The 16,970-nt window shown below is 41.8% G+C and carries 10 protein-coding genes and 2 pseudogenes; 3 read left to right on the top strand and 9 right to left on the bottom strand.

Translation table 11 applies throughout. The features are described from left to right. Positions 1-424: 424 nt before the first annotated feature. From G7Y32_RS00975 to queG, 6 genes are all read right to left on the bottom strand, one after another. On the bottom strand, positions 425-2,206 hold the full coding sequence (locus G7Y32_RS00975; protein ID WP_165209385.1) for a zinc ribbon domain-containing protein: 1,782 nt from the start codon (positions 2,204-2,206) through the stop codon (positions 425-427). A 23-nt stretch (positions 2,207-2,229) separates the two neighbouring features. Then, positions 2,230-3,558 (bottom strand): hypothetical protein, encoded by a 1,329-nt coding sequence (locus tag G7Y32_RS00970; RefSeq protein ID WP_165209382.1) that lies wholly within the window; start codon positions 3,556-3,558, stop codon positions 2,230-2,232. 641 nt (positions 3,559-4,199) lie between these two features. Then, positions 4,200-5,114, bottom strand: coding sequence for a permease-like cell division protein FtsX (ftsX, locus tag G7Y32_RS00965; RefSeq protein ID WP_165209379.1), 915 nt, complete (start codon positions 5,112-5,114; stop codon positions 4,200-4,202). Beyond that, the gene (ftsE, locus tag G7Y32_RS00960) at positions 5,107-5,799 is read right to left on the bottom strand and encodes a cell division ATP-binding protein FtsE (protein ID WP_003048823.1); all 693 of its coding nucleotides are present in this window, start codon (positions 5,797-5,799) and stop codon (positions 5,107-5,109) included. Before ftsE ends, ftsX begins: the two co-directional genes overlap by 8 nt. Positions 5,800-5,811: 12 nt before the next feature. Next, positions 5,812-6,910, bottom strand: a protein-coding gene (gene prfB, locus G7Y32_RS00955; protein ID WP_165209376.1) for a peptide chain release factor 2 whose coding sequence is annotated in 2 segments (ribosomal slippage) — positions 5,812-6,837 and positions 6,839-6,910 — 1,098 coding nt in all. Because the reading frame shifts where the segments join, the coding sequence is not laid out codon by codon here. 84 nt (positions 6,911-6,994) lie between these two features. Continuing rightward, complete coding sequence (gene queG, locus G7Y32_RS00950; protein ID WP_165209373.1) at positions 6,995-8,119, bottom strand: tRNA epoxyqueuosine(34) reductase QueG; 1,125 nt, start codon at positions 8,117-8,119, stop codon at positions 6,995-6,997. 99 nt (positions 8,120-8,218) lie between these two features. On the opposite strand from queG, the gene G7Y32_RS00945 reads away from it, so the two are divergent. Both G7Y32_RS00945 and G7Y32_RS00940 read left to right on the top strand, forming a co-directional pair. Beyond that, positions 8,219-9,076, top strand: a complete 858-nt coding sequence (locus G7Y32_RS00945) for a metallophosphoesterase (protein WP_165209370.1) — start codon at positions 8,219-8,221, stop codon at positions 9,074-9,076. A 109-nt stretch (positions 9,077-9,185) separates the two neighbouring features. Continuing rightward, entirely contained in the window at positions 9,186-10,967 is a 1,782-nt protein-coding gene (locus G7Y32_RS00940) for a glycerophosphoryl diester phosphodiesterase membrane domain-containing protein (protein WP_165209367.1), read from the top strand. A gap of 239 nt (positions 10,968-11,206) precedes the next feature. Here G7Y32_RS00940 and G7Y32_RS00935 read toward each other — a convergent pair. Further along, positions 11,207-13,168, bottom strand: a pseudogene (locus tag G7Y32_RS00935) (prolyl oligopeptidase family serine peptidase); the annotation flags it as partial. Positions 13,169-13,515: 347 nt separating this feature from the next. After that, positions 13,516-13,648, bottom strand: a pseudogene (locus G7Y32_RS10510) (YSIRK-type signal peptide-containing protein); the annotation flags it as partial. Positions 13,649-13,868: 220 nt separating this feature from the next. Between G7Y32_RS10510 and G7Y32_RS00930 the strand changes: the two are divergent. Further along, positions 13,869-14,021: a hypothetical protein gene (locus G7Y32_RS00930; protein WP_165209346.1), complete on the top strand. Its 153-nt coding sequence runs from the start codon at positions 13,869-13,871 to the stop codon at positions 14,019-14,021. A 991-nt stretch (positions 14,022-15,012) separates the two neighbouring features. Here G7Y32_RS00930 and G7Y32_RS00925 read toward each other — a convergent pair. Further along, complete coding sequence (locus G7Y32_RS00925) at positions 15,013-16,557, bottom strand: peptide chain release factor 3 (RefSeq protein WP_165209343.1); 1,545 nt, start codon at positions 16,555-16,557, stop codon at positions 15,013-15,015. Between the last annotated feature and the right edge of the window lie 413 nt (positions 16,558-16,970).

The following is a 16,970-nucleotide window of genomic DNA, read 5'->3' as shown; positions in this document are numbered from 1 at the left end:
TACTAGACAAGACAGCGACCCCTTGTCCTTACAGGAAAACAGCCTTGACATTATCAATGATCAAAAAATAAAGTGAGTCTGGGACAAAAGTCCAGACTCGTTAGTATTATTCTAGATTTACCAGATTGGCGCAGTGATTGCTGACTGGTTTTCCTTTTGCCATAAGGCTAAAGCGGAAAACCTAAACGAATGTGATGACCATCGTTCATCTTATTTCCAACCTTAAAAGATCCCTCGGACCTTTTGAGTTATGCGGCGAGTGGGTTAAAAAGGTCTGGAAGACCTTTTTAATCGGGAAATAAAGCTTGCAAAGCAAGTGTCAAAATGGTCTTGGAAGAGACCGTTTCAGGTCACCACCTTAAAACCAGAACGGGGTGGGAATCAAAATTTTCAATTTTTGAATTCTTTCCTCCCCCATTTTACCTTATTTCACAGTATCTTCCCGACTAATATTAGTCGAATTACCATTCTTACCTGTAATAATATAGTCTGCGTAATCCTCATAACTAGAATCATCATCATAATCATCGTTGTCACTGCTTGAATCAGCAGACTGGCCATCATTATAATCTACCTTCGCAGACCATGACACCTTATCCTTAATATCACCAGATGACTCATGGTCTGAATCATAAGCATAGTAGAAATCACATACTACTGTGAAATTCACTGTATAACTTTTCGCACTGGTTTGGGTAACGCTAGTGACATCGACATCGCTAAAGGTAACACTATCCGCCTTACGAACCTTAGCATTAATGGTATTGGTGTCAATCATATCTTTGAGATCCTTATACATGCTGTTATCCGTACCACCTTGGAAAATGTCAGTTAAATCATCCGGTGTCGTATTATCAGCAGCGTAATCTTCCATTTTACTATAGGCAGCTGTCATAAGGTCATCTGCTGTATCACGCTCTAAGATACCATCCGCATCTAAATTCAAGCTGTCACCATCACTGATATCTTCAATTGATGTAGTGTCTGATTTAACACTAGTACCATCGCTAAATTTCTTCTGAACATAGACCGAGGCGCTGTCTGTAACCGCCAATTTCGAGGCAGAATATTGACCATTTTTCATGCTCCCAATTTTCTTGCTGCCGACATAAACATCACCATCCGTCAAATTACTATTGACAGTGAAACTAAGGTACTTGACATTAAGAGCAATTGTCAGAGAGTTACTTGAATGATCGGGTTTCAGTTTCTTTTCTGAACTGACTTCAAGAGTCTGACCCTTAACCTTGCCCGCTGCCACAAAATCATAAGTCCCAGGATAAAGGCGCTTTAGAGTTGAACTGTATCTATCGCTATCAGAAGTCGAAAAGTTGACATCATTAATGCTGATTTTCAAATCCTTAGTGTTCGTTGAAACCTTTGCTGAAACAGGCTGAATAGCCACTTTCCATTTAGGAAATAGGAGATACTCACGCCCCACTTGTACCATATTGGAGCCCTTCATCAGATCTGACTTACTGGTATTCGAGAAGACTTTAGAGGGATTCGTGTATTTTAAGTCCGAATCCTTGATAGCCTTTTTATTATCAGCCCAAACTTCATAGGTTAGTTGCTGTTTAAAATTTTTACCAGCTACAGCCAAATAGCGGTTTGCCACAGCGTCACGCGAATAATAATGACTGCCGTAAACAATCATACTGATTAGGGCTAGAACGGCCAGGGTGGCGAAAGCGATTAAAAACTTTTTCCAAGTCGCCATCGGTGGTTTAACAGGCTTGGGACTAGAATTTAAAAACTGATTGACACTCGTCAGATCAAACCCTGCTGCCTTACCGATTAAAAATTCTTCTGGCCGAGGCTGACGGCCAACATATTTCTGAAAGGCTGAAATCCAAGCATCTTTTTGCAATTTATCAAGATCATCCTGCTCAGATAAATTGGACTGATGAATCCCTGTTTCGGACATTCTTTCGACAGACTGACTGGGCTCTTTCTCCTGACCTGCAGTTGTTTTCGAAAAATCTTGATCGGCTAAATCGGAGACAAACGCTTTCTGTGTAACATCACTGTCCTGAGAAACTGCTTGGGCGCTTGTAATAACCCCATCAATACTTTCCAAGCCAGCAATTCGACGAATCTCCTTAGGTGAAAAGTCAGCTTTTTTCCCAGCCATAAATTCCTGAGGCGTAGGTTTGCGGCCGACAACATCTTCAAATAATTCTGTCCATCTTTCTTTCGTAGCCATAGTCGCACCTAATGTATTGTCAATTAGAAAAAGTTAGAGGATAACTCTGTGAGAATATCCCTTAAACCACCAATAATCATCGAACTTGAAATCTTGTAAACGATGAACAGAACCAAGGCAAACACCAAACCAACTAGCACTGACATGTAAAAATTGTTAACTTTCTTAAGAGAAAGATTAATGTTTTTGAGCAGAGCCACAAAGATGAAAAGAAGACCAAGAATAACAAAGAAGGTCACAAATCCTCCGCCAACAGTAATCGTTTTAAGAGCTGGCAATGCTTGTTCCAGCTTGGCAAACATTCCAAAAGATCCAAATAAAGAATCAGAAGTATCAAAGGCATCCATTGCTGAGGTATCAACATCTAACTGGTTCGTAACAATAAAACTACTGAAGAACGCTAGGATATTCAAGACCAAAACAATTGGACTATAAGAGAAATATTGACCAAATTTTTTGAAGAAGGTCTTGGTCTTATCTTTATCAAAAATAGCAGGTGCCCCCATAACAAGGACATAAAAGACAAAGAAGATAAAGATGAATGCGAAAGTCTTAAGAAAACCAAAATGACTAGAAATACTATTTACAATTTCCTTATAGGCTTCATGATCTGCTTCCTTAAAGCTTTCACCATCAGCTGTAGCATTAGGGAACATCATCAATAATCTATGGAAGAAGTTGACTAAGCCCCATGAAATGAACCAAGAAGCCAAACCAATCGTTACCAAACCAAAAACAGGATGAGCCTCTTCTTCCTTAGCTTGAGGATTCTTGAAGCCTTTCAAGAACCAGGCAAAGTAATCCTTAAATCCTTTCTTAAAGGCTTCTACTTGTGGATTGGGTTGCTTAGGTGCTGGAGCCATAACCGCTTGAACTTGACCGTCTGGACCTTGTTGATAATAGACTTGTTGCTGAGGTTGTGCTACTTGGCCTGGCTGAGTAAATTGACCTGACATTGGTTGACCAGCTTGAACTGAACCTTGTTGGACCTGAGCAAATTGACTGGCTTGATCGGCCTGAGGATTTTGAAAGCTCGGCATTGCTTGTGCTTGACCAGAAGCCTCTGCAAAATCTTGCGGAGCCGCTGCTTGAACAGACTCCTGTCCTGCTTGTGGCTGAATGGGAGCTTGAGTTTGCGCCATTTGTTCAGCTTGGGCCTCTGCTGAGTTTGCTGCTTGTGCTGGCTGCGGAGCAACTGGTTCCTGCGGCGCTACTGGTTGGACTTGTTCTGGAGCTGCTGCCACATCTTCTGCCACAAATTCTCCCGCCGCAAGTCCTTGGGCCACCTCAGCCTCTGAGGGTGTTCGACCATTGATGGCCTCAAAATATTCAATCCAATCCTGTTTGTTCATGTTATTCTCCTTATCATTTTAAAAAACTGATGTTGGCATTTGAATATTCCATTTCTATCAGAATGTAACTCTTGCCCCATAAAGAAGCAAATCAAGACTAAACATAGAAAATGAGACAAAGCTTCTATTCAGTTTTCTTTTAGAATACTTCCCCATTATACTATAAATTGAATCAGAGAACAATAACGTTTTTAGATAAAAAACCTTGATAAATCAAGGTTTTTCATTACTAACTAGTGTTATCCTTTGCCCTTCTAGGAGAAAATCGCTAAAAATCAGCTTCCCAATCCGCTCAATTTTCAAGCCTGCTTTACAATCTCAAAACACTAACGGCTGACAATACTATAGTTCGTGATGAAAACAGGAAAGCTATCCTCACGCTTGCCCTATCTTAACTGATGAAGTTAATCTTACTCCCCACGACACAAAAAAAGGAAAGACGAATGTGCTTTCCTTTGAATTTAGTAAGAGATAGGCAAGTTGACGACTACCGCTATCACTCAAAACTTTTAAACCGTTTGATTGGTCTTAACGATTTGGGTCTTGAAAAGCAAAGTTGATTTCACCCTTTGGTCATTAGTAGGAAGATAAGTGTTACCGTAGTCTATAAAGAACTTTAGAATCTCAACAGACTTTTGCCATCAGGCTTTCAAATATCTACGAATAGAAATCATAGAACCGATGGAACCAATGACAATACCAATTAGGAAGAGCCCACCGATTAAATAATAAAGATAAGGATTAGCAGGATAGAGACCGAGATTTTCAGCTGCCATGGAAGGATTGATTCGATTATAGGTAATTGTATAGAGGTAATAGACAATCAGAGCAGGTAAAATAGCTCCCAAAATCCCAACCCAAGCTCCTTCGAAGAAGAACGGCGTTCGAATATAGGAGTTTTTAGCTCCGACCAAACGCATGATGATGATGTCATCCTTACGCGACATAATAGTAATACGAATCGTATTAGAAATCAGGAAGATAGCAACCAAAACCAGAAGTACTGTACCAGCCAAGCCCCAGGTCCTAATTTTCCCAACAACAGCAGTCAAACGGTCCGTATCAACACCGCCATAGTTAGCATCATTAACCCCCTCAATTTCCTTGATTTGCTTAGAGATACTTTTCATATCTTTGGCTGACTTAACCTTGACAAGATAGGCATCAAAGAGAGGATTGGAGCCTTCATCGTAAGACCAAGCGTCACCATATTGCTTTTGTAAATCTGCTAATTGATCATTTTTACTCGAGAATTTGATGGATTTGACGCCGTTGATTTCTTGAATTTTGTTGTAAATGGCATGGTAATTTTCATTGACCGACCCATCAGCCTTATTTGGGGAATCATCAAAAACATTGGTTTCCATATAAACATTAATGGTCAAATTATTTTCCACATCAGTCCCCAACTTATTGATATTGAGCAAAACTGCAAGAAAAATTCCTACCAAAGTCAGAGTAATAGTTACCGAGGAAACCGCTGCGAAGGTCATCCACCCCTGGCGTTTGAGACTGACAAAAGATTCTTTTATGTGACGGAAAAAGTTTCTAATCATCGTAGCCGTACTCTCCTTCCTCTTCATCACGCACCAACCTACCATCTTCGATAGCCAGCACCCGATGTTTGTGCGTATTAACAATACTGCTGTTATGGGTCGCCATCAAGACAGTCGTTCCCTGCTCATTGATGCGTTCTAGAAGCTGCATAATTTCTTCAGAAATCTCTGGATCCAAGTTACCAGTCGGTTCATCAGCAATAAGCACTTTAGGATTGTTGACGAGGGCTCTGGCAATAGCCACCCGCTGTTGTTCCCCACCAGAGAGCTGATTAGGGAAGGAGCGTTCCTTATGTTTAAGTCCTACCAAGCTAAGGACCTCTTTAACCCGCTTTCTAATGTAATGCGGTTTTTCGCCGATAACTTCCATAGCAAAAGCGACATTTTCATAAACTGTCTTATGGTTGAGCAGTTTATAGTCTTGAAAAACTACACCAATAGAGCGGCGCAAAATGGGAATCTGCCGTTTTTTAATCTTGTTGAGGCGGAATTGTCCCACCTTGATAGAGCCTCGGCTCACTTCTTCTTCACGATAAAGCATGCGAATAAGGGTTGATTTCCCTGCTCCTGAAGGACCAACGATATAGACGAATTCTCCATTTCTTACATCGAGGGTAATATCACGCAGGGCAGTCGAACCATGAGCATACTTTTTAGAGACTCGATTTAGTTCAATAAGTGCCATTTAATTTCCTTTCTATTCTTCTAATCGCCATTTAAGGTAGGCATCGATAAAGCCATCAATATCGCCATCCATAACCTTGTCTACCTGAGCAACCTCGTAGCCAGTTCTGTGATCTTTGACCATAGTATAAGGTGTGAAAACATAAGAGCGAATCTGTGAGCCCCATGTGATTTCTTTTTTATCACCCTTGAGGGCAGAGACTTCTTCGGCCTTCTTCTCCTGCTCTAATTGATAGAGTTTCGCCTGCAACATTTTCATAGCCCGGTCACGGTTGCCATACTGGGTTCGGTCAACGGTCGAAGCCACAACAATGCCTGTTGGGATATGTGTCAGGCGAACACCTGTTGAAACCTTATTGACATTTTGTCCGCCCGCACCGCCTGAACGAAAGGTATCCATTTTAATATCTTCATCGCGAATATCAACCTCAATGGTATCATCTAATTCAGGCATAACCTCAACCGATGTAAAGGAAGTATGCCGCCGCTTGGCTGAATCAAAGGGCGAAATCCGAACCAGACGGTGAACACCCATCTCAGACTTGAGAAGACCATAAGCATGAGGCCCTTCAAAGGAAAGTGTCACCGACTTAATACCAGCTTCATCCCCTGCCTGATAATCTAAGACTTCAACCTTAAAACCTTTGGCATTTCCATAGCGCTGGTACATCCGCAGCAGCATATCTCCCCAATCCTGAGCCTCAGTACCTCCAGATCCTGGATGAATTTCCAAGATGGCATTGTTGTTGTCATAAGGTTCAGACAAAAGCAAAGTCATTTCATAGCTTGCCATCATCTTATCCAACTTAGCCAAGGTGTCCTCCAAATCCTCTTGGACACTGGCGTCTTCTTCCAACATCTCCAGATAGAGCTCTGTTTCTTCTGAGAGTTCTTCCATCTGATTAAAGGTATCGTAGGTTTGCTTGAGCTCATTGAGCTCCTGAGAAGTCTTTTGGGCAGCAACATTGTCATCCCAAAAGTCTGGCTCGGTCATCTTATTTTCTAAAAGAGCAATATCTTCTTCTAAGCGATCGAGGTCAAAGAGACCTCCTGAAGCTAGTCAACTTCTCTTGATTTTCTACTATTTTTTGGCGAATTTCAGCCACTTCCATAATTTTTCTCCATTCTGTAGATTCAGAAAGCTAAACTCCTTAATAGAAGTTAGCCACAATTGTTCTTATTCTAACACAAAGCCCTTAAATTTGCCATTTTATACAAACTAAACGCCACTCCTCTTTAGCAGCTTGATCTCGAGGATTAAGAGCCTTCATATAATCCTTAATAGCTTGGTCTGGTTTTTTGACAATTTCTCCCAAGGCCCAGATAGCTGTCGCTGTATGGATAGGATTGTTATTTTTATCAATAATTTCCATGAGCTTAACAAGGGCATTTTTATCATGAGCATTGGCCAGAGCAATAATAACATTGCGCTGCAAGATATTCTTACCGCGCCAAGAACCAGCAATCTCGCCAAATTTTTTCTTAAAATCGCTATTCGATAGCTCTAGAAAAGGCAAAAGCTCCGGCCAGGCCAGTTCGGGATCTATCGGAGTTGCCAGAGGATTTTGAATTCCCTTGTTATAGGGACAGCAAATTTGGCAGATATCACAGCCATAGATAACTGTCTTAATCTTCTTGCGAAATTCCATTGCCATCATCCCCTTGTCCTGAGTTTGGAAGGACAGGCAGCGTTTGGCATCCATAGAGCCATTGCCAAGTAGACAGGCAGTTGGGCAGGCATCCAGACAGCGCCGGCAGTCCCCACAACCATAGTCAACTGGACTATCTGGTTCAATCTCAAGATTGGTGATTAGCTCACCTAGAAACATGTAAGAACCATACTCTTTGGAAATAACCAAACCATTTTTACCGATAAAGCCAATCCCAGCACGCTGGGCTACCGCTGTATCCACTAAGGCTCCTGTATCTACCATAGCTTTATGTTCTAAAGGAAAATTCGCACAAAGATCTTCTATTCCTTTAGCCAAACGAGTCAGCTTGTCATTCAAAACACGGTGATAATCTAATCCCCACGAATTAGGCGTAATCTTCCCTCTCTTGTACTGAGTTTTAGGCGGCTGAACTGGCAGCTGACTAGGGTAGGCTACCGCAATAGAAATGATGGTCTTTGCCGAAGCCAAACTCAGTTTAGGATTAATTCGCTCTTCAACATTTTTGTGCTCAAAACCAGAATTTCGACCTTCATCTACTGAAGCCCTCAGGGATTCTTCCAGATAAGCAAAATCATCGGCTGTCGTAAAACCAATTTTAGAAATACCAAGATCCTTGGCTAATGTTTGAATTTCTGCCTTAATATCCATAAGTCTATCATAATGGAAAATACGCCAGCTTTCAAGACTCGTTCTCACTTTCAGGCCAACCTTTCTTATCTTTTTAAATTTTTTTGCTAGAATAGACCTATGACAAAACTAGCGATTATGAGCGACCTCCACATCGATCTTAATAAATTTGGTGATTTTGAAAAAAAGACCCTTCTGGAAACTTTGCAGGAAAAAGACATTGATCACCTCCACCTAGCTGGTGATATTTCTAATCACCATCAGGATATTTCCTTGCCTTTTATCAATGAACTTCAAAAAAGCCTGAGAGTTACCTATAATCTGGGCAATCATGATATGTTGGATTTGACAGATGAGGAAGTTGATAGATTGGACTTTCAGCTCTACAGTTTGGGCAGCCGCCAACTCCTAGCCTTTCATGGTTGGTACGATTACTCATTTAGCCAAGAACCGATGGATAAAATCCTGCGCCGTAAGCAAACTTTTTGGTTTGACCGTCGACTCCACCGGCAGGCAGATGACCCTACTATTACCGAAAAAATTCTCACCAAGCTTGAAAATCAGCTCAAGCAATTAGATACCACTGACCTTATCGTCGCCATGCACTTCGTGCCCCACCAAGATTTCACCATGACCCATCCAAAATTTGCTCCCTTCAATGCCTTCCTAGGCAGCCAAAAATTTCATCATCTCTTTGCCAAGTATGGTGTAGCCCATGTAATTTTTGGACATGAGCATCGCTCCTATGGCCATGTGATTCTAGATGGAGTCAACTACCACTCTCACCCCTTAGGATATATCAGGGAGTGGGATCTAACCATTAACTTTGTTTCCGACAACCCCGAACTTAACCCCAGCGGTACCTGGAACCTCTCCAAACGCTACAATCTGGTTAGAAAGAATCCTGCCTATCAGGCCTATAAAAAAGAGCAATTCAAAACTGAATTGCTCAACTCCATGACAATATTTGACTGTTAAAAAGACCGATGAGGTCTTTTTATAATAGAAAGAGTAGGTCTTAGCATTTTCCTGCTTACTACCACTTTATGCTACAATAGCACTAAATTATTCTGACGAAAGGAATCTCATGATAGTATCGTTTAGAGCCCTCTTAAAAGAGACTTGGAAAAATTTGTGGCAGCATCTATGGACCTATCTACTGACAGCTATTATTTTGCAAATTGGCTTAGCCTACTTGGCCAAGGGACTGCTCTCCTTCCTCTTTAATAGAGTGGTCGGCTTTGCCGGTCTCATCAACTTGACGCCTGATAGTTGGTCGGCTATCCGCCATCATCCGCTAGCTTTACTCTTTTTCTGCCTCTACCTCTTAGTCTTAGCAGGAACCATCTACCTAGAATTTGCCATTTTAACCATTACTGTTGCCAGGACCTACCAGCCTCTTTCTATTCGTCAAATTATTAAAGATCTGCCTCAAAAATGGCGAGAGCTTTGTAGCTGCCAGCTCCTAGTCTTTCTTTTTTATCTTACCCTCATGGTGCCTCTGGCCGTCTATGGCTTGAAATTCGGTCTGCTTTCTCACTTTAATATTCCTAATGTCATTTCAGATCCATTAGTAAAATCCAGCTTAGGAAAATTTAGTTATCTGACTGGTCTGATCCTAATTGTCTATTTCAACCTCCGTTTTATTTATTTTATCCCCCTCTATACCATCAACAACCGCAAACCCAGTCAGGTTTTGCGAGACTCTTGGCAGCTAACCAGAGGAACTCAGATCAAAGTCTTAGCCTTCTTTGGCTGTTACAGCCTATCTACAGGACTTGGCCTCACCCTTATCTATAGTGGGGCCGCCCTGCTTTTTGACCAGCTAGATCAAGCAGGTAACAACCTCCTACTTCAGACAAGCTTCGACAATCTGGTGCGATTCCTCAATTTTGGAACTATTTTGGAACTAAAATATGTTCTGATTATCCTCCTAACTAGTCATCTCTTAAAGCATAAAAAGTATCAGTTACACCTTTCCTACCGATCCGAAGACAGACCAGTTTGGGGCTTTCCTCACTGGACTCGGCTCCTGATTCCACTAACACTTTTAACCTGCTTAATTTCCAACGGCCTCAGCCTCTACCTCCTGCCACACCATTCTCAGGCTCTCCTAATCGCCCATCGGGGAGATGATACCCACGGTGTCGAAAATTCTATTACAGCTATGCAGGCCGCCCACAAGGCTGGAGCAGATTATTCAGAGATGGATGTTGTCATGACCAAAGATCAGCAATTCGTCGTCAGTCACGACAATAACCTCAAACGTCTGACTGGTTTAGATAAAAATATTTCTGATTTAACTTTAGCCCAAGTAATTAAACTTAAAACTTACCAGAATGGCCACAGCGATCATATTGCTTCACTAGATGAATTTATGAAGGCCGCTCAGGCTTGTCATCAGAAAATTGCTATCGAATTAAAACCCTATGGACATGAGCCAGCCAACTATGTTGATATATTTCTTAAGAAGCTTAAGGATCTAAAAGCCGTTCAAGGCAACAAGATTATGTCCATGAAACTGCCAGTCATCGAAGCGATTGAAAGAAAGCTACCCCAAGCTGATACCGGCTATCTGGTTTCTCTCCAGTTTGGACCACTTCCGCCCCACAAGGTTGATTTTTACGCTATTGAAGAATTCTCTTATAATAATGTAGCGGCCCTGTCTGCCTATCAACAAAAAAAGGATCTCTATGTTTGGACCGTCAATGATGATAGTCTCTTATTCCGTTTCTTACACAGCCCAGTCAATGGGATCATTACCGATAAACTGACTGATTTTAAAACGAACCAAAAAGAAATCGATCCTCAGGATTCGTATTTTGACAGAGTAATCCGTCTCTTAAAAATCGAGTTTACAGACTCTTGAGCTCAAAACATGATTGGGATAATGGGAGTTAAAAATCTTTGCCATTAATTCATGTTTCTTCATATAGAAAACCAAAAAGCGAACAAAATTAGAATTTTCGTCATTAGAAATCTAACTTTGCTCGCTTTTTATTTGTTACTAGCCTTTGTCTGTCATCTCAGAGACGACAGAACCTGTGAGTAGAGCGTATCGCTCATGAACATCTGTCCCACTTGCATTTATGCCCGTGTTCTCCTTGATTAGGCTTTACGATTCTTTTTATTTTGAGCATTCATCCAGTCAAAGATATTAGCATATTTTTTGCCCTTATAGACCGCCTGAGCATCACCGCCGCGGGTAGCATTGGTTGGTACCATACCGGTCAAACCTGCCCAATTTTCAGCATTAGTAGCATTTTGCACACCGGTAACTTGGTCGTTCATAAAGTAAACCCATGACCAGTGTCCATTGTAAGTTGGATGATTAGCAAACTCACCAACATTGGTTTCAAAGTAAGACAGCCATTTATTTTGCCCGCCAGCCTGCAACATATCTTTATAGAACGGCAAGACATGATTGTCAACATCAAGAGTTGCATCTGCCTTAGAAGAAATCAGCCACATTGGTTGATTCCTTAAAGCAGCTTGCACATCCACCTTAATATTATTATTATTGTTAGTCAAAATAACATCATACGGTGCAGAAATCGGAACTAGAGCAGCAAAGTAATTAGGATAAGCAGCAGCTAAAGCCCAAGTCATTCCGCCGCCATTTGAGGCACCGGCCAAATAAATACGATTACTATCAATATCTGGATGGGCAGCAACATAAGAGCGAATAGCGGCCATGACTTGAGTCTTATCTGCTTTTTCCCAAGACGTTGGGCTCTGCAATACCATGACATAAGCGCCTTTTTGGGTACCCTTGCCAGTTGAAGTGAAATGACTTTGAATCGGATCTTCTGTCAAGTTGACAGCGTTGCTGGCAAGAATCGGAATATCAACATCTGTACCAACTTCACCAATACCATGCAGCCAGATAATCAATGGATTCTTTTCACCAGCCTTGGCGTTTTCCGGCGTATAGGCTGCGTAATGAAAATCGCCATAAGTAGCACGTTCTGAGAAACGTTCTGTCTCAGGAATCACTCGGTTAGCAATAGCATTTTGTTCCGAAGTAAGATTTTGATGATAAACAGAACCATCATATTGAACAGACAAGCCATCTACTTTAACATTATAGGCACTAGCCCACTGGTTAGAAAAAGTAGCCATATCAAAATTAAATGGAGAAGCATTCTTGCTGGTATCATTACTATCATAAGGGATGTTCAATTCCAGTGTTACATAATTGCTGCTGTCGAAATAGACCACATGACCAGTCGCATCTGAAACATAAGAATTCAAGACTTGACGAGCTACACCTGCGGTCATAACACTGGCACCATTATGAATAACCGATGGGGTTACCTTATGATCAAATTGTAAGATGATTTTAGAAACAGCAGGGCCAAATTCATAGCTATCAACCACAATACTGGTTTTGACAACCTGAATCTTATCTTGAGCCTGACCATCGCCATTATTATCAAATCTATAGGTTACACCATCAATCAACAGACTAGTATTTCTAAGCATTTGGCCTGAATTTTCATCATAATAATGAGTTTTGCCATCAACTTGAACGAGACCGCCTTTAACTTGGCTACCATCAGCATTGAAATAGAGATCTTGTCCATTAATCGTTTGAGTACCTGTGGCGGCAGCTCCGTCAGAACCAAAATAATACCATCTGCCATCAATTTGAGCAAAACGGTCGGTCCAAAGATTGCCACTATCTTGATCATAATAGCGAATCTTCCCATCACTATCAGTGACCAAACGTCCCTTAGCCTGCTTGCCAGTAGTTGGATCAAAGTACAGCTTTTGGCCACCGATTTCTTGGCTCCCAACAACACGAGCACCGTCAGAACCATAATAGAACCAACCTTGTTGATCATCTGCTTGGCGGAAACGGTTGATCCACAGCTCACCACTATCCCTATCAAAATAATAGACCTTACCATCAATGGTAGCCTCTTGACCTTTGACCTGCTTCCCATCTTGAGCGAAATAGAGCCTTTGACCGTTGATATCTTGACGGCCAGTCACATTGTTACCATTATTATCAAGATAGTACCAGTTGCCCTGTCCATCATCAACAAAAGTATTCTTGTATTTAACATCAGCTGTGACGGCTCTTTTAGCCAAGGCGGCATCAAGCTTATCAGCCTGAGCACCAGTCCCGGTCGCAATCTTAGAATCAGCTAGATTAGCCTCAAAGCTGGCAGTCTCACTCCCTTGGTCTAGATTTAACGTCGTCGTTGCCGCATCGGGATTCGCTACTGATTCGGTAGCAGGCTGAGCAACCATACTAGTTTCGCTGGTACTTGTCGGCGTGACGGCTTCTTGCTGATTATTGACTTCAGTTGGAGCAACAGCAGTCTGGCTAGAACTACTCTGCTCAGTATCAGTTTGAACTTGATTGTCCTGATCGTTACCTGTTTGTGCAGCAATTTGGTTATTATTCTCTTGCTCATCAGCACTTGTTTCATCAGCTTGAGCTAAACCAGCTGTTCCTGATAAAAAGGCAGCAACCGCAACAGATGCTAAGCCAAATTTCAATTTACGAAAACTGTAACGTTGATGTTTTTCCAATGACATAATATCATTCCTCCTTGTAATCCCTGTCATTTTAGCACATTTTGCGCTATCAAACAATTTTTAAGTCTGATTTAAGTTTTGTTTGAGCTATTTTCAATATGCCTATAAAAATTCTGACTTCTAACAGATTTATCAAGACCCGCTTTGACCATACTGAAATCACATTCCTGCATTAACACTTCTTTCATAAAAAGAAAGAAGGAAAAATCAGGCCTTAGGCATGGAAGAAGCTGCCTTTCTACCAGAAAAGGCACCTCTTGATTGCATTACCAGTGATCCTCATGATGCTTATAGTGTTTTCTTGCCTAGCCTAGCCAACGATCTAGGACGGGCCATCATGGTAATCGAAATGGCTCCGCTCAAGCTTACCTAATCAGCGATACTACTAAGAAAATCCTCACTCTTCCTAACTTGGCACAAACCAATCAAGAGAGCAGTAAAAAGGCCAGCTCAGCCCACCTGGATAGACTCAACATTCAAAAAACAGGCGTATCGAGGGAAGGACCGCGCTAGCAAGGTTTGAACTTTGCGAGCCAAGGTGCAGCTTTTATCGACAATTATCCCACTAAAAGAAATAGTGAGACCTCTTGATGATCGCCGTTATGTTTTTAAAAGCTCATTCCATTCTTAGAAATCTTTTTCATACAGTAAGGAAAAAGATTCCCAATATACCATACTGTCCTTATGAAGTCAGTAAAATAAGTAAACAAAGTACCTACAGTACTTGTCGCAGACTATTACATTCATCAGAACTTACGTAGAAATATTTCAGTTAGAACACAAAAATTGAGAGTGGGACAAACAGCCATGATAGCTTAGCCCTCACCCACAAAGCATTGTAATCTCTGAAGATTACGTATAAAAAATCAGTAAATCGTGATAAAATCACAACTTTGATTTTCTTCGCTCTCCCATTTTAAGGCTCAGGTCTCTGCCACTTTCTTATCTTTAGGTGGCAGGCTTTGGCAGTCTATCCCCAGACTGCCAAAGTTCACTGGAGCATTTCACCCACCTCCGCACAGTTGATTAGGTTAGTCGCTATCCCTTGCTACGAAAGGGATAAGGACCGCCAATCAACCACTGCGTCGATCTGGTAAATCTAGAAATAATGCTAACGGATATGGATTTTTGTCCCGGACTCAATTTCTCCTTTAAATTTTAGGGCATTATGACATGAAAAAGAGATGGTCAAATGGCCATCTCTTTTAAATGAGTGAGGGGAATAGGCAAAGCACCATCGTACTCAATTCCAGATTTCAATCATGACATAGAGCCAAAGCAGCCAATAATACTACTTTGGCGAAGTCAGTGAATGAGCTCACCATTCGCCACCAAGTTCTTCAAAACTTAGGCGGTTGGGCCTCTCACATCTTGGCTTCCAACTCCACATCGGGGTACTTGTCTGCAAACCAACGCAGAGCGAAGTCGTTTTCAAAAAGGAAAACGGGTTGATCGAAACGATCCTTAGCGAGAATATTACGGCTGGACGACATACGCTCATCCAAGTCGTCAGGCTTAATCCATCGCACAGTTTTGCTGCCCATCGGGGTCATGACAACTTCAGCATTGTATTCACTTTCCATACGATGCTTAAAAACTTCAAATTGTAGTTGACCGACAGCTCCCAGCATATATTCGCCAGTTTGGTAGTTGGTATAGAGCTGAATGGCTCCTTCTTGTACCAGCTGCTCAATTCCTTTATGGAAGGACTTCTGCTTCATGACATTCTTGGCTGAAACCTTCATGAAGAGTTCTGGGGTAAAGGTTGGTAGCGGCTCAAATTCGAACTTATTCTTGCCGACGGTAAGAGTATCACCAACTTGATAAGTTCCCGTATCGTAAACGCCAATAATATCACCAGCAACAGCATTTTCTACATTTTCCCGCGATTCCGCCATAAATTGAGTAACATTGGACAATTTAGCCCCCTTACCCGTCCGCGTTAAGTTGACTGACATACCTTTCTCAAACTCACCAGAAACGATGCGAACAAAAGCAATACGGTCGCGATGACGAGGATCCATATTGGCCTGAATTTTAAAAACAAAACCAGAGAAATCCTTATCCAGTGGATCAATCATACGATTATCTGTCGTTCGGTGACCATGAGGTTCTGGGGCAAACTTCAAGAAGGTATCTAGAAAGGTTTGTACCCCAAAGTTTGTTAAAGCGGAGCCGAAGAAGACAGGGGTCAGCTCACCCGCCAAAATGGCCTCTTCTGAAAATTCATTACCCGCCTCAGTCAGAAGCTCGATATCTTCCTTAGCTTGTTCGTAGAAGGGATTGCTGGCAAAGAGGGTATCTCCATCTAAAATTTCAGCAAAGCGCTCATCACCCTTGTAGAGCTCCAGACGCTGATTATGAATATCATAGAGCCCCTCAAAGGATCGTCCCATACCGATTGGCCAATTCATAGGATAGCTAGCGATACCTAGGACATCCTCTAATTCTTCCAAGAGGTCTAAGGGTTCTCGCCCATCACGATCCAACTTATTGATAAAAGTAAAAACGGGGATACCACGATGCTTTACGACCTCAAAAAGTTTCTTGGTCTGCGCCTCAATCCCCTTAGCAGAATCGACTACCATGACTGCTGCATCAACAGCCATCAGGGTCCGATAGGTATCTTCAGAGAAATCTTCGTGCCCCGGTGTATCTAGGATGTTGACACGCTTGCCAGCATAGTCAAACTGCATAACCGAGGATGTTACAGAAATCCCACGCTGTTTCTCAATATCCATCCAATCTGACTTGGCAAAAGTCCCAGTTTTTTTCCCCTTGACAGTACCAGCCTCACGAATTTCACCCCCAAAATAAAGCAACTGCTCTGTAATCGTTGTTTTTCCAGCATCTGGGTGAGAGATGATAGCAAAAGTGCGCCGTTTCTTAATCTCGTCTTGTAAAGTCATTGTTTTCCAATCTTATCATGTTCAATCTAAATCTAGCAGAGCTAATTTCAGCTAGACACAAGCCAAAATACTCTGCAACCCTTTCATTATAGCTAAAAATGAAAGTGAAAGCAACTCAAGCTCCCATGGCAAGACCTAAAGTCTCGTACCTTCTGTACACATTTTTCGGGGGAACTGCTTAGCTGCCCCCCTTATGAAACTGTTTTTCTTGTAAACAAAAACAGAACGTCGCCTGAGGCGAAATTCCGTTAATTTCATGTAGGATTCTCAACCTAAATGCCAGCTATACAGTTTCTAAAACTTACTCTGAGACTTAGCCTAACAATCAAAAAGAGTGGGAACACCCCAAGAATTGAAAATTTTGGTTCTCACCACATCCTAGTTTTTAGGTGATGACCTGAAATGGTCTCCCC

This window comes from Streptococcus tangpeifui, from assembly GCF_011038795.1.
Classification (GTDB): Bacteria; Bacillota; Bacilli; order Lactobacillales; family Streptococcaceae; genus Streptococcus; species Streptococcus tangpeifui.
Note: the sequence above shows the minus strand (reverse complement) of the source record. Positions and strands in the feature narration are given on the sequence as shown.

What these genes read in the sequence shown, in the direction of transcription:
- G7Y32_RS00975 (WP_165209385.1), bottom strand. Translation starts at nt 2,206, where the DNA reads ATGGCTACGAAAGAAAGATGGACAGAATTATTTGAAGATGTTGTCGGC.
- G7Y32_RS00970 (WP_165209382.1), bottom strand. Translation starts at nt 3,558, where the DNA reads ATGAACAAACAGGATTGGATTGAATATTTTGAGGCCATCAATGGTCGA.
- ftsX (WP_165209379.1), bottom strand. Translation starts at nt 5,114, where the DNA reads ATGATTAGAAACTTTTTCCGTCACATAAAAGAATCTTTTGTCAGTCTC.
- ftsE (WP_003048823.1), bottom strand. Translation starts at nt 5,799, where the DNA reads ATGGCACTTATTGAACTAAATCGAGTCTCTAAAAAGTATGCTCATGGT.
- queG (WP_165209373.1), bottom strand. Translation starts at nt 8,119, where the DNA reads ATGGATATTAAGGCAGAAATTCAAACATTAGCCAAGGATCTTGGTATT.
- G7Y32_RS00945 (WP_165209370.1), top strand. Translation starts at nt 8,219, where the DNA reads ATGACAAAACTAGCGATTATGAGCGACCTCCACATCGATCTTAATAAA.
- G7Y32_RS00940 (WP_165209367.1), top strand. Translation starts at nt 9,186, where the DNA reads ATGATAGTATCGTTTAGAGCCCTCTTAAAAGAGACTTGGAAAAATTTG.
- G7Y32_RS00930 (WP_165209346.1), top strand. Translation starts at nt 13,869, where the DNA reads ATGGAAGAAGCTGCCTTTCTACCAGAAAAGGCACCTCTTGATTGCATT.
- G7Y32_RS00925 (WP_165209343.1), bottom strand. Translation starts at nt 16,557, where the DNA reads ATGACTTTACAAGACGAGATTAAGAAACGGCGCACTTTTGCTATCATC.